At 41.5% G+C, this 12,308-nt stretch carries 15 protein-coding genes; all 15 read left to right on the top strand.

Annotation, left to right across the window (positions count from 1 at the left end; translation table 11 throughout):
- Positions 1-498: a UpxY family transcription antiterminator gene (locus ACEN9X_RS16775; RefSeq protein WP_413666227.1), complete on the top strand. Its 498-nt coding sequence runs from the start codon at positions 1-3 to the stop codon at positions 496-498.
- A gap of 161 nt (positions 499-659) precedes the next feature.
- Complete coding sequence (asnB, locus tag ACEN9X_RS16770; RefSeq protein WP_413666226.1) at positions 660-2,447, top strand: asparagine synthase (glutamine-hydrolyzing); 1,788 nt, start codon at positions 660-662, stop codon at positions 2,445-2,447.
- Positions 2,440-3,558, top strand: coding sequence for a glycosyltransferase family 4 protein (locus ACEN9X_RS16765; RefSeq protein WP_413666225.1), 1,119 nt, complete (start codon positions 2,440-2,442; stop codon positions 3,556-3,558). The genes asnB and ACEN9X_RS16765 overlap by 8 nt, the downstream gene beginning before the upstream one ends.
- Positions 3,551-4,414 carry an ABC transporter permease gene (locus ACEN9X_RS16760; RefSeq protein WP_413666224.1) on the top strand — a complete coding sequence of 288 codons (864 nt, stop codon included), beginning with the start codon at positions 3,551-3,553 and terminating at the stop codon, positions 4,412-4,414. Before ACEN9X_RS16765 ends, ACEN9X_RS16760 begins: the two co-directional genes overlap by 8 nt.
- Complete coding sequence (locus tag ACEN9X_RS16755) at positions 4,415-5,680, top strand: polysaccharide ABC transporter ATP-binding protein (protein ID WP_413666223.1); 1,266 nt, start codon at positions 4,415-4,417, stop codon at positions 5,678-5,680. It abuts the gene before it with no gap.
- Between the two features lie 6 nt (positions 5,681-5,686).
- Entirely contained in the window at positions 5,687-6,091 is a 405-nt protein-coding gene (locus ACEN9X_RS16750; protein WP_413666222.1) for a sugar 3,4-ketoisomerase, read from the top strand.
- Positions 6,081-6,503, top strand: a complete 423-nt coding sequence (locus tag ACEN9X_RS16745; RefSeq protein ID WP_413666221.1) for a sugar 3,4-ketoisomerase — start codon at positions 6,081-6,083, stop codon at positions 6,501-6,503. The genes ACEN9X_RS16750 and ACEN9X_RS16745 overlap by 11 nt, the downstream gene beginning before the upstream one ends.
- The gene (locus ACEN9X_RS16740; protein ID WP_413666220.1) at positions 6,504-7,037 is read left to right on the top strand and encodes a GNAT family N-acetyltransferase; all 534 of its coding nucleotides are present in this window, start codon (positions 6,504-6,506) and stop codon (positions 7,035-7,037) included.
- A 4-nt stretch (positions 7,038-7,041) separates the two neighbouring features.
- Positions 7,042-7,278 (top strand): acyl carrier protein, encoded by a 237-nt coding sequence (locus ACEN9X_RS16735; RefSeq protein ID WP_413666219.1) that lies wholly within the window; start codon positions 7,042-7,044, stop codon positions 7,276-7,278.
- 2 nt (positions 7,279-7,280) lie between these two features.
- Positions 7,281-8,339, top strand: a complete 1,059-nt coding sequence (locus ACEN9X_RS16730; RefSeq protein WP_413666218.1) for a 3-oxoacyl-ACP synthase III family protein — start codon at positions 7,281-7,283, stop codon at positions 8,337-8,339.
- Complete coding sequence (locus ACEN9X_RS16725; protein WP_413666217.1) at positions 8,332-9,078, top strand: SDR family NAD(P)-dependent oxidoreductase; 747 nt, start codon at positions 8,332-8,334, stop codon at positions 9,076-9,078. Before ACEN9X_RS16730 ends, ACEN9X_RS16725 begins: the two co-directional genes overlap by 8 nt.
- A 1-nt stretch (position 9,079) precedes the next feature.
- Complete coding sequence (locus ACEN9X_RS16720) at positions 9,080-10,084, top strand: ketoacyl-ACP synthase III (protein ID WP_413666216.1); 1,005 nt, start codon at positions 9,080-9,082, stop codon at positions 10,082-10,084.
- A 44-nt stretch (positions 10,085-10,128) separates the two neighbouring features.
- Positions 10,129-11,232 (top strand): DegT/DnrJ/EryC1/StrS family aminotransferase, encoded by a 1,104-nt coding sequence (locus ACEN9X_RS16715; protein ID WP_413666215.1) that lies wholly within the window; start codon positions 10,129-10,131, stop codon positions 11,230-11,232.
- A complete protein-coding gene (locus ACEN9X_RS16710; RefSeq protein WP_413666214.1) occupies positions 11,225-11,755 on the top strand; it encodes a hypothetical protein in 531 nt (176 codons plus the stop codon). The genes ACEN9X_RS16715 and ACEN9X_RS16710 overlap by 8 nt, the downstream gene beginning before the upstream one ends.
- On the top strand, positions 11,748-12,305 hold the full coding sequence (locus ACEN9X_RS16705; RefSeq protein WP_413666213.1) for a hypothetical protein: 558 nt from the start codon (positions 11,748-11,750) through the stop codon (positions 12,303-12,305). The genes ACEN9X_RS16710 and ACEN9X_RS16705 overlap by 8 nt, the downstream gene beginning before the upstream one ends.
- The last annotated feature ends 3 nt before the right edge of the window (positions 12,306-12,308 follow it).

The raw sequence follows: 12,308 nt of genomic DNA, 5'->3' as shown, positions 1-12,308 counted from the left end.
ATGGCAGTAAACAAATGGTACCCGGTTTACACCAACCCCCGAGCCGAAAAGAAGGCTTATGAGGCATTAATAAGCAAAGGTATTAATGTGTACCTGCCGTTGCACCGCCAGTTAAAACAATGGAGCGACCGCAGGAAGTGGGTTGAGGAACCATTTTTAAAATCATACCTGTTTGTAAATATTGCCGAACAAGAGCAAGCCGAAGTTTTAATGACAAAAGGCATCTCGAGGTTTCTTTATTTTTCGGGTAAGCCTGCTGTTATGCCCGATAAACAAATCCATGAGCTTAAATTACTCATGGCAAGCCCCTACGAACTGGAGGTAACGGAAGAAGACCTGCAGCCGGGCGAAAAGATCATTATCAAAGCAGGAGCATTGAAGGGAATGACAGGAGAAGTTGTATCGAGCAGATCTCAAAAGCAATTGATATTACGCCTGGAAAGTATCGGTTGCTCCATTATTGTTAATGTTGCCGCATCGCTCATTGAACGGTTTTAAAATAAAAAGAATTTGTTTTGGGCAACTGATAATATTTTATTATTTGCGCCCGAAAGTTCAATAAATATCAGTTTATGCCCTGCAACATAAACTACTAATAATTAATAAGTTACAAATGTTAAATGTAACTTACGGGGCGAAGCTATGAAATTTAACGAACGATGTGCCGTATAGCAGGAATCATTTCTGAACGATTATCCCAGGCCGAGATCAGGGATAAGGTAAAACTAATGTGTCGTGCCTTAAAACACGGCGGTCCGGACGATGAGGGCATATTTGAAGATGAAAGCGCCCATATTGCCTTTGGCCATCGCAGGTTATCTATTATTGATCTCAGTAGCAACGGGCATCAGCCGATGGCCGACGTTGGCCAAAATGCATGGATCACCTTTAACGGCGAAATTTATAACTACCCCGAACTTAAAACTGAATTGCTGCAATTGGGCGCACAATTTAATTCAGGTACTGATACGGAAGTTATTCTGCAGGCCTATTTAAATTGGGGTACCGCAGCATTTGCGAAGCTTAGGGGCATGTTTGCTTTTGCCTTGTACGATGTTAACAAAGCCCTCACCTACCTGGTACGTGATACTGCGGGCATAAAACCACTGTATTATTCGGCAGTAAATAATGGGCTCTGTTTTGCCTCTGAAGTACGGGCGTTTAAACAAGCCGGCCTGGCTACAGAAAATGATCCTGACTGGCAAATAAGGTTACTGGCATTTGGCAATATCCCTGAACCGTACACTACGTTAAAAAAGGTATTAAATCTTCCTAAAGGTCACTTTTTATGCTGGAACCACCGGAGCGGAGATTATACTTTGAGCAATTATCATATTGATAACTTGCAAAGCATAGTAACTGATAAAAACGAGGCCCGGCGATTGATCCATAATACGCTTAGCCTCGGCGTAAACCGGCAATTAATTGCAGACGCACCCATTGGTGTATTTTTGAGCGGAGGAATTGATTCAAGCTTGCTTACTTTGCTCGCTCATCAGCAAAAAAAAGAACAACTTAAAACCATTTCTATATTTTTTGATGAAAAAAGTTACGATGAACGCAGTTATCAAAACATCATCAACAATAAAATAAATGGTCAAAACTTTTCGCACCTGGTAACACAATCAAACTTTGAAACATTTTTTCCGCAAATCATAAACGCTATGGATATGCCCACCACCGATGGTATCAATAGTTGGTTTATAAGCAAATATGCGCATGACGATGGTTTAAAGGCTGTATTATCCGGTGTTGGCGCCGATGAGCTTTTTGGAGGTTATCCATCATTTAACCGTATAAAATATTTGGGCTATCTGCGTAAGCTCCCGTCGTGGATATTTAAGCTATCCGACCGTTTTTTGCCCGACCATTACAAGAGGTTAACACTCCTCGCTGTTAGTCATCCCGTGGCCGACTACCTGGCTTTACGCGGATTGTTTTCATTGGCAGATATCTCTGCTGTACTGGATACAAGTGTAGATCATATCAATGATGTGTTGTTCGGTTCAACCTTGTCGCCTGCGCCATCAGGTTATAATTATGAGCATGCCGAATGGTTTGAAACACATTTTTATATGCAAAACCAATTACTTAGGGATACCGACGTAATGAGCATGAACCATGGTCTTGAAGTTAGAGTGCCATTCCTTGATGAAGATTTTAGCCAGGCGGCCCGGGCCATCGCTCCGGATATCAGGTTTAACCGGCAACAGCCCAAAAAACTCCTTATCGATAGTTTCAACGGTCTTATTCCATCCGAAATTTGGAACAGGCCCAAAATGGGTTTCACATTCCCATTGCAACAATGGATGAGCGGACATAAACAAATAAGCAATACTGATAGCTATAAGGGAAAAGCGGCACAAAAGATTATAAAGCAGTTCAAAAACAACAGGGTCCATTGGTCAAAGGCTTTTGCTTTATACCACGTTCAAAATAATGGCTAAAAAAGTAATTCTTTTTACCTTACAAACATTTAGCACTACCGGCGGCATTCAAAAAATGACACGTACCCTTGGGCATTCTTTACACCGCGCTGCAACAACAAATAACTGGAACTTTGAGCTTTGGTCTGCTTATGATAAACAAAACGACCTGATGGAGCAATATTTACCGGCGGCAAGTTTTAAAGGCTTTGGCATAAACCGGATTGGTTTTGTTTTAAAAACAATTAGTAGTTCTATAAAACCCGATGTTGCTATATTAAGTCATATCAACCTGGCCATCATTGGCCTTATTATAACGCTTATTAACCCTAAATGCCGCTTATGGCTTGTAGCTCATGGTATTGAGGTTTGGCGCCCGCTTTCAATTTTTCAGCGTTTAATGCTTAAACGCTGCGATAAGGTGATCTGTGTAAGTAATTACACTAAACAACAAATGATAAACAGGCACAACTTAAATTCCGATAAATGCTTCGTGTTAAATAATGCTATCGATCCCTTTATGCGACTGCCCGATACTTTTGCAAAACCCCAAAGCCTGCTAAAGCATTACGGTTTACATGATGATGATTTTATTTTGTTTTCATTAACCCGCCTGGCATCTACAGAGCAATACAAAGGCTATGACCAGGTAATTAGCGTATTGGGGAACCTTAAATCAAAATTTCCGCAAATAAAATACGTGCTTTCGGGCAAGTATGACAACGAGGAATACATCCGCATAAAAAAAATGATTGCAGTGCATGATGTGAGTGAGCACGTAATTTTAACCGGCTTCATTGACGAAGCCCAGCTTACAGAACATTTCCTGCTTGCCGACCTGTTTGTTTTACCAAGTAAAAAAGAAGGTTTTGGGATTGTGTTTATAGAAGCCCTTGCCTGTGGTTTACCTGTGATCTGCGGCAATACCGATGGCAGTATTGATGCCATACGCGATGGTGAACTGGGAGAAGCCATAGACCCCGACAACCTTACTGAGCTCAATGACGCCATCACCAGGCATGTGCAAAAACATATAACTGCCAACAGCCGCAAAAGCCTGCAGGAAAAATGCATACACCATTTTAATGAACATGATTATATGACCAAACTTGAGCAGTTAATAAATGAGTGATTCGCATCCGGAAAAATGGGACATTGAAATAAATGCCAAAAGCAGCCTGCTCGACCTTAAATTTAAAGATGTATGGCATTATCGCGATCTGCTTGTCCTGCTCGTTCGGCGCGATTTTATTTCCTTTTATAAACAAACCATTTTAGGGCCGGTGTGGTTTTTTGTTCAGCCGGTTATTACCATTCTGTTTTACACGCTGATATTTGGCAATCTTGCGGGTATCCCGGTTGATGGTTTGCCTAAACCGCTCTTTTATCTGGCAGGAACAATCATCTGGAACTACTTTGCCGATTGCCTGAACAAAACTTCAACTGTTTTTAAAGATAATGCAGGCATGCTTGGCAAAGTATATTTTCCGAGGCTTATTATGCCCTTAAGTATCGTACTGTCAAACCTCATCCGCTTTGCAGTTCAGTTCCTGCTCTTCATTGTCCTGTATATTATATTTGTTTTAAAAGGCGAACATATTGTTCCTAACCCGGCGGCCCTGCTGTTACCGCTCCTTATTATCATGATAGCATCCCTGGGCTTAGGCCTGGGTATGATCATATCAGCAGTTACCACCAAATACCGGGATATAGCCTTTGTAGTAGCCTTTGGCGTGCCGCTTTTAATGTACGCTACAACAGTAATTTACCCCTTATCTGTAGCACAAATCAAATACCCTAAATATAGCTGGCTTATTAAATTTAACCCGATTACTGCCGTAATTGAAACATTCAGGTACGGCTTGTTGGGCAAAGGCAGCTTTAGCTGGGAATTGTTAAGCTATAGTATCATCAGCACTGTTTTAATACTGCTGGCAGGAATAGTGATATTTAATAAGGTTGAAAAAACTTTTGTTGATACCGTATAAATGAGCAAGGTAATAAAAGTTGAAAACCTTTCAAAAGCCTACCAATTAGGCGATTTTGGTACAGGCACCATCTCTCGTGATTTGGAGCGTTTTTGGGCGCGTATGCGTGGCAAGGAAGATCCTTTTTTAAAAATAGGCGAAATAAATGACCGTACCACCAAAGGTGAAAGCGATGTAGTATGGAGCCTGAATGATATTAACTTTGAAGTTGAGCAAGGCGATGCGGTGGGCATTATTGGCCGCAATGGCGCGGGCAAAAGCACCTTACTCAAAATATTAAGTCGTGTCACCTCCCCTACCACCGGCTCAATAAAGCTAAGGGGCAGGATAGCCAGCTTACTTGAAGTAGGCACGGGTTTTCATCCTGAGTTAAGTGGCCGCGAAAACATTTATCTCAATGGCGCCATATTGGGAATGCGTAAGGCCGAGATCAAGCGGAAGTTTGATGAAATTGTGAGTTTTTCGGGCGTGGAAAGGTATATCGATACGCCTGTTAAGCGTTATTCATCGGGCATGTATGTACGCCTGGCCTTTGCAGTGGCTGCGCACCTCGAAAGCGAAATACTGATAGTAGATGAAGTACTGGCTGTTGGCGATGCTGAATTTCAGAAAAAATGCCTTGGCAAAATGGGACAGGTAAGCAAGAACGAAGGCCGTACGGTTTTATTTGTTAGTCATAATATGGCTGCTGTTAAAACATTATGCAACCGCGGCATTGTGCTTGCTAACGGACAGCTGATATACGAAAACAGACAGCTTGAAGCTGTTAGCTTTTATCAAACCAATAACAATACCCGCTCAACGTTTGAGCATCATGGAGATATAAGTTCAGCCCCCGGAAACGAAAACATCAGGGTGCTTAAATTTATTATAAAACCGCTTACGGGCGAAAACATCTCCATGTCGACAGGTATTTGTTTTGAGATGGTGTTTTTTAATCAAAAAGCAGATATCAATCTCGATGCTACATTTGAATTAAAAAACAGCGACGAAATCCCGGTATTCCATAATGGTGTGCTGATATCAACAAACAATGATTCAAAAACGGGATTTTACACCGTTAAGTGCACCATTCCGCCTAATCTGTTAAACGCCGGCAACTACTCTTTCAAATTGATTTTTGGCGAAAACCAGCGATACCTTTTATTTGGTGCCGATGATTTTATTGGGTTTGAAGTGGAAAATGAAAGCAAGGGCAGTAACAGCTCTTTAGCCCCGGGTGTGATTCATCCTAATCTTAATTTTAACGTTAGCTACCAGGCATAATATCATATGGAAGCCCCGTACATCATCCAATTGCCCAAGTTTTTAGACGACAGGGGGAACCTTTCCTTTATCGAAGAAAACAATCATATACCGTTTAAAATTAAACGCACTTACTGGATCTATGATGTACCCGGCGGTGAACGGCGCGGCGGTCACGCCTATTTAAACCTTCAGGAATTTATCGTGGCCATCAGCGGCAGCTTTGATGTGATACTTCATGATGGCGAAAATGAAATGCGGTTTAGTCTTAACCGGTCATACTATGGTTTGTATGTACCCAAAATGATGTGGCGGGAGATTGAGAATTTCTCGACCAATTCACTTGCCCTGATCCTGGCCAACGGTAAGTATGATGTTAATGAGTATATCAGGGATTTTGACCAATTTGTAAGTCGCAAGCATGGAAGGTAAAATATCAACTGTTTTTGATTGTAACATTATCCACCTTAACCGTATTCATAACCGGGCCGGAAATATCACTCCTGTTGAAAACAATATCCACATTCCGTTTGCTGTAAAACGGGTATACTATTTATACGATATTCCGGGCGGTGAATCACGCGCAGCACACGGGCATAAGCAACTTGAACAATTTATTGTGGCAGCCAGCGGCAGTTTTGACATTACTATTGACGATGGCATTAATAAAAAAACAGTGCAGCTGAACCGTCCGTACATGGGATTGCATATTAAACCGGGAATATGGCGTGATATTTCAAATTTTTCGTCGGGGGCTATCTGCCTTGTACTGGCGTCCATGTTATACACGGAGGATGACTATTTAAGAGAGTATAACCTGTTTAAAGCATACAAATCACTATAAATGCAGTTTCCATATCATAAATTTGGCTTAATATTCAGATTGGTTGAAGAAAGCGATGCCGAATTTATTTTAAGCCTGCGAACCTACCCTAAACTGTCCAGGCATTTATCACCAACTGATGATAATCCTGAAAAACAACGTTTATGGATACGCGGATACAAAGAGCGTGAGGCGCGGGGCGAAGAATATTACTTTTTATTTGAAACTACTGATCACGAACCACTTGGTGTTGTCCGTTTATATGACTTTAAAGGTAAAACTTACAATAGTGGCAGTTGGCTTGTTAAGCCCGGCATCGATCCTTTTACTGCCATCAAATCAGATCTTTTTATCTCTTCCTTCGCCCTGGACGAACTGGGTTTTGAACAATGCCTTTTCGATGTGCGCAAAGACAACAAGAAAGTAGTACGCTTTCATAAAATGTTTGCCACCCAAATAAACGAGGATGAAAATAATTTATATTTGATGATGGACAGAAAAGCTTATGAAAAAAAATATAAGTATCTAATTAATATAATTGAACCAGAAATATAATACTATGAATATTCAACAATTTGTCAGTCAATTTGCGGAACAATTTGATGAAATACCTACAGAAGATTTTACTGCAGATACCCGGTTTAAAGAAAACGATGAGTGGAGTTCTATGACGGCACTATCGGTAATAGCCCTTGTTGACGACAGTTACAATGTAAGGTTAACCGGTGACGACATCCGCAAATCATCAACCATACAGGATATTTATGAAATAGTTGCTTCAAGGGTAACCGCTTAACAATGGCATTTCTGCATATTAAAAATGTTGCGATAAGGGGCCTTGCAGCCTGTGTGCCTTCAACTGTTGAAGAAAACGCAGACATACAAAATATTTCGGCAACGGATCTCGAAAAGCTTATTAAAACTACCGGTATTGAACGCAGACGAATAGCCAATGCCGGTACCTGTACCTCCGACTTGTGTTATACTGCCGCCGCGAAGCTAATCACCGAACTAAACTGGGATAAGAATGAAATAGAAGGACTTGTGTTCGTAACCCAATCGGCCGATTATATTTTACCCGCCACATCTGCCATTTTACAGGATAGGCTCGGGCTTTCACAACATTGCTTCACGCTTGATATTTCACTGGGATGTTCAGGATATATACATGGGTTAAGTACGCTTGCAGGTTATATGCAAAGCGGCATGATCAAAAAAGCGCTGCTATTGGTTGGCGACACTTCATCCATATCATGTTCAAAGGACGATAAAAGTACTTATCCTCTTTTTGGCGATTCGGGTACCGTCACCGCACTTGAATACAATGAAGGTGATGAAGGCTTAAAATTTATTTTACAGAGTGATGGAAGCGGTTTTAAATCCATCATTATACCCGATGGAGGATACCGCAACAGGTTTAACCCGGCTTCGTTCGAGCCACATCAAATAGATGATGGCATTATTCGCAATAATATGCAGTTATCGCTTGACGGTATGGATGTTTTTTCGTTCGGTATTTCCAAAGCTCCGGAAAGCGTAAATCTCTTATTATCAAAGTTTAACATCGATAAAGATGCAGTTGATTACTTTTATTTCCATCAGGCCAATCTTATGATGAACGAACGCATCAGGAAGAAACTTCAATTGCCCGAAAATAAGGTACCTTACTCGTTAAAAAACTTTGGCAATACCAGCAGCGCAAGTATCCCCATTACCATGATAACCGAAACAGCAGAAGCCCTCAAAAACGGCGAAAATGAAATTATTGCCTGCGGCTTCGGCGTAGGCCTATCCTGGGGGAGCCTCTTTTGCCGAACCCAAAACCTCGTGATTCCCGACCTCATCATCTATGAATAATCCTTTTTCATTAACCGGAAAAACCATTTTAATTACAGGGGCATCATCCGGCATTGGTAAAAAAACCGCGCTTATTACAGCCGGAATGGGGGCAACACTCTATATAAGCGGTCGAAATGTAGATAGACTTACAGAAACGCTTCATGAACTCGAAGGCCAAGGGCACATAATGCAATCTGCAGATTTAACCAGCGAACAGGATATTGATACCCTGGTACAATCAATTTCGGGATTGGATGGAGTAGTATTATCATCAGGAATAACCAAAACACTTCCTTTTAAATTTATAAACTCAACCGAGCTCGACAACATTATGCAAACTAATTTTTCCGCACCTGTGTTGCTGCTCAGCAAATTGATTAAGCTTAAAAAACTAAACAAAGGGTGCTCAATAGTTTTCGTTTCTTCAATCGGCGGTAATTTTATAGGCGCAAAGGGTAATGCAATGTACAGCGCGTCAAAAGGGGCTATTAATGCCATTCAAAAAGTATTAACACTTGAGCTGGCCCCTCAAAAAATAAGGGTAAATAATGTTTCTCCAGGCATGGTACGCACCGAAATGTGGGAAAACTCAACTACATTCACCGTTGAACAAATTGAAGAGGATGCAAAAAAATACCCGCTTGGTTATGGCGAAACGAGCGACGTGGCTAACGCCATAGTTTACCTTTTATCAGACGCCAGCAAATGGGTTACCGGCATTTCACTGGTTTTAGACGGAGGATTTTCTGTTCAATAACATGACTGCTTATATAAAGGCTGTTTCATACTATTTGCCGCAAGATAAGCTAACCAATGCTGAATTGTCGACCCTGTTTCCCGAATGGGGGGTTGAAAAAATAGCTAACAAAATAGGCATCGATACGCGGCATATTGCGGCCGGTGATGAATTTGCGTCAGATATGGCGATAGCTGCAGCTCAGCAGCTTTTTGAAGAGCATAGCATTAATCCGGCAGAAATTAATTTTATATTGTACTGTACCCAAAGTCCGGATTATTTTTTGCCTACAACAGCCTGTATTATCCAGGATAAACTGAGTATTCCTGTCAAAGCGGGCGCACTTGATTTTAACCTGGGCTGTTCGGGCTACGTTTACGGACTTGCTTTAGCCAAAGGCTTGATTGCGGCCGGTATTGCTACCAATATACTGCTGCTTACATCAGAAACATATTCAAAATTCATACATCCTAAAGATAAAGGTAACCGCACCATCTTTGGCGATGCTGCTGCAGCTACCCTTGTTAGCACAGAAGGCTTTGCAGCCATAGGTAACTTTGAACTGGGTACCGATGGCAAGGGAGCCGGGAACTTGATGGTAAAGCAGGGAGCTATCCGCTATCCGGAAAAAAGTACCGATACCACGCATGATGGCTATGGCAATGAACAATCGCCAGGCAACCTACACATGGACGGCCCTGAGATTTTTGCCTTTACCTCGAAGGAAATTCCGGGCTTAATAACAGATACCCTCAAAAAAAACGGTTTAAACAAAGCTGATATCGGACAGTTTATATTGCACCAGGCCAACCAGTATATGCTGGAGCACCTGCGCAAAAAGATGGACATAGCCCCCGAAAACTTTTATATCTACATGGCCAATGTAGGTAATACCGTATCATCATCAGTGCCCATTGCATTATACGAGGCCATGAAAGAAAAGCCAGTGCAACCACAGGCAAAATGGCTGCTGGCCGGTTTTGGCGTTGGTTACTCATGGGCCGGTACGGTCATAACATTTGTATAGAATAAAAGCTCAAAGCAAAAAGCCTAAAGCTTAAAGCTGAATCAATGAACATCCCCTTTTTATCTTTTACCGGCCAGAATAATTTAGTTGAAGAAGAAATCCGTGCGGCATTTGAGCGCGTTTTTCAAAATAAATGGTACATACTTGGCAAGGAAGTCAGCGATTTTGAAAAAGCTTATGCTGCCTATAATAAGGTTCAACACTGCATTGGTGTAGGCAATGGCCTTGACGCATTGCATTTAGCTCTGAAGGCACTTGATATAGGCGAAGGTGATGAAGTTATTGCACCCTCAAATACATTTATAGCTACCTGGCTGGCCATATCGCAGGTAAAGGCAACCATAGTACCGGTTGAACCGGATAGGTTTACTTATAATTTAGATCCTCATTTGATCATTATGGCCATCACCCCTAAAACAAAGGCAATAATGCCGGTGCATTTGTATGGGCAGGCTTGCCAAATGGATGCCATTATGCAAATTGCCGCCCAAAACAATCTTTTTGTTATTGAGGATAATGCCCAGGCACAGGGCTGCACTTATAACGAACAACTCACCGGCAGTTTTGGCCACATCAACGCCACCAGCTTTTATCCAACAAAAAACCTGGGTGCCTACGGCGATGCAGGGGCTTTAACCACCAATGATGTTGGTCTGGCACATAAAGTAAACCTGCTGCGCAATTATGGCTCCGAAAAAAAATACTATAACGAGGTTATCGGCCTAAACTCAAGGCTTGATGAGTTACAGGCCGCTTTTCTTTCGGTAAAGTTGAAATATCTGAACGGATGGATCGATGAGAGAAGAAAAATAGCCGAAGCTTATTTTGAGCAGCTTGCCGGTATCAGCGAGCTTATATTGCCAGCCATCGCATCGGGAGCAGAGCATGTTTACCATTTATACGTTGTCCGCACCAGCAAACGCGATGCATTGGAAAAACATTTAAATAACCACGGGATAGGTACCGGGATCCACTACCCCGTCCCAGCCCATTTACAAAAAGCATATAGCCATCTCGGTTATCAAAAAGGCGATTTCCCGATAGCGGAAGAGCTTGCAGAAACCTGCCTGAGCCTACCACTGAACCCAGGAATGAGCGACGAGGAAATTGAATACGTATGTAAAACCATCAAAAAGTTTTATGCGTAAAATTTTAATTGTAAATGGGCAGCTGGTTCTTGGCGGTGCAGAAAAGCTCACGTACGAACTGGCCACGTTTGCACAAAAAAACAACATCGAACCTACCATATTAATTTTGGAGAACTACCAAAAGGAATACTACGACGATATATTTAAGCAAAAAAAAATTAAAGTTGTGAGGACCAGGCTTACGGGGATCAAAAATTTCCGGTCGCCTTTAAGGATGTGCAGGTCATTATACTGGTCGTTTAAATTGAAATTCTTTGCCGGCGCCATATATGAAAGCATTCATGTTATAGGCTTATACAATATTTATCGGGCAAAGGATACCATCATTCACAATCACCGCTTTTTTTGGCACATCACCAACGCTATTCAGGGAGCCTATAATTTCCCCGAAAGCTATTTTGATAATGCCAATGATACTATAGTATATATTAATCCGTACCAGGAGGCAGAATTCAGCAATTACGAAAAAAGCGTTCCGGTAAAATGCAAAAAGATACTATTTAAGCTTTTTTTAAATGATTAACTTAAATGTAGTATCGCGGATTGCGGAAGATAAAAACTCGTTCCCCAACCTTATTGAAGTGCTTCACACACTAAAAAATGAAGGGATTAATGATGTTCAGATACTTTTTATAGGGGCAATTTATAGCCGGCAGGTTTATCAAAACACACTCAACCTTGCCGGTGAATTGGGGGTTTCTTCAAACATCTCCTTTACTGAAACTTCAATTCCTTTACAGGACTTAACTGATGAAGTAAAAAACGGATATTTTATAAATTTTACCATTGGCCAATTTACCGGATTTTCGGGGCTGGAGGGGATCAGGCATGGCCTTAAAACCATCCTTTACAACGTTGATAGCACATGGGAAAATGAGCTTTCGAACTCAATTGCTTATTGCCGGACCACCGCCGAACTTACCGCTTTAATAAAGGCCATCAGGGCAAATCAAACTAAACTGGACGAGGAAATTAAATCATCCAACCAGGAATTGATAAACAAATTTACCCTCGATCCTTCTTCGTCAAAAAAGTTATTGGACATGATGCTTCCGGATAAATCGGTTAATTAGAAA

It is taken from the genome of Mucilaginibacter sp. Mucisp86 (assembly GCF_047324315.1).
Taxonomy (GTDB): Bacteria; Bacteroidota; Bacteroidia; order Sphingobacteriales; family Sphingobacteriaceae; genus Mucilaginibacter.
Note: the sequence above shows the minus strand (reverse complement) of the source record. Positions and strands in the feature narration are given on the sequence as shown.

Coding starts and splice junctions, on each gene's coding strand:
- ACEN9X_RS16775 (WP_413666227.1), top strand. CDS start 1: ATGGCAGTAAACAAATGGTACCCGGTTTACACCAACCCCCGAGCCGAA.
- asnB (WP_413666226.1), top strand. CDS start 660: ATGTGCCGTATAGCAGGAATCATTTCTGAACGATTATCCCAGGCCGAG.
- ACEN9X_RS16765 (WP_413666225.1), top strand. CDS start 2,440: ATGGCTAAAAAAGTAATTCTTTTTACCTTACAAACATTTAGCACTACC.
- ACEN9X_RS16760 (WP_413666224.1), top strand. CDS start 3,551: ATGAGTGATTCGCATCCGGAAAAATGGGACATTGAAATAAATGCCAAA.
- ACEN9X_RS16755 (WP_413666223.1), top strand. CDS start 4,415: ATGAGCAAGGTAATAAAAGTTGAAAACCTTTCAAAAGCCTACCAATTA.
- ACEN9X_RS16750 (WP_413666222.1), top strand. CDS start 5,687: ATGGAAGCCCCGTACATCATCCAATTGCCCAAGTTTTTAGACGACAGG.
- ACEN9X_RS16745 (WP_413666221.1), top strand. CDS start 6,081: ATGGAAGGTAAAATATCAACTGTTTTTGATTGTAACATTATCCACCTT.
- ACEN9X_RS16740 (WP_413666220.1), top strand. CDS start 6,504: ATGCAGTTTCCATATCATAAATTTGGCTTAATATTCAGATTGGTTGAA.
- ACEN9X_RS16735 (WP_413666219.1), top strand. CDS start 7,042: ATGAATATTCAACAATTTGTCAGTCAATTTGCGGAACAATTTGATGAA.
- ACEN9X_RS16730 (WP_413666218.1), top strand. CDS start 7,281: ATGGCATTTCTGCATATTAAAAATGTTGCGATAAGGGGCCTTGCAGCC.
- ACEN9X_RS16725 (WP_413666217.1), top strand. CDS start 8,332: ATGAATAATCCTTTTTCATTAACCGGAAAAACCATTTTAATTACAGGG.
- ACEN9X_RS16720 (WP_413666216.1), top strand. CDS start 9,080: ATGACTGCTTATATAAAGGCTGTTTCATACTATTTGCCGCAAGATAAG.
- ACEN9X_RS16715 (WP_413666215.1), top strand. CDS start 10,129: ATGAACATCCCCTTTTTATCTTTTACCGGCCAGAATAATTTAGTTGAA.
- ACEN9X_RS16710 (WP_413666214.1), top strand. CDS start 11,225: ATGCGTAAAATTTTAATTGTAAATGGGCAGCTGGTTCTTGGCGGTGCA.
- ACEN9X_RS16705 (WP_413666213.1), top strand. CDS start 11,748: ATGATTAACTTAAATGTAGTATCGCGGATTGCGGAAGATAAAAACTCG.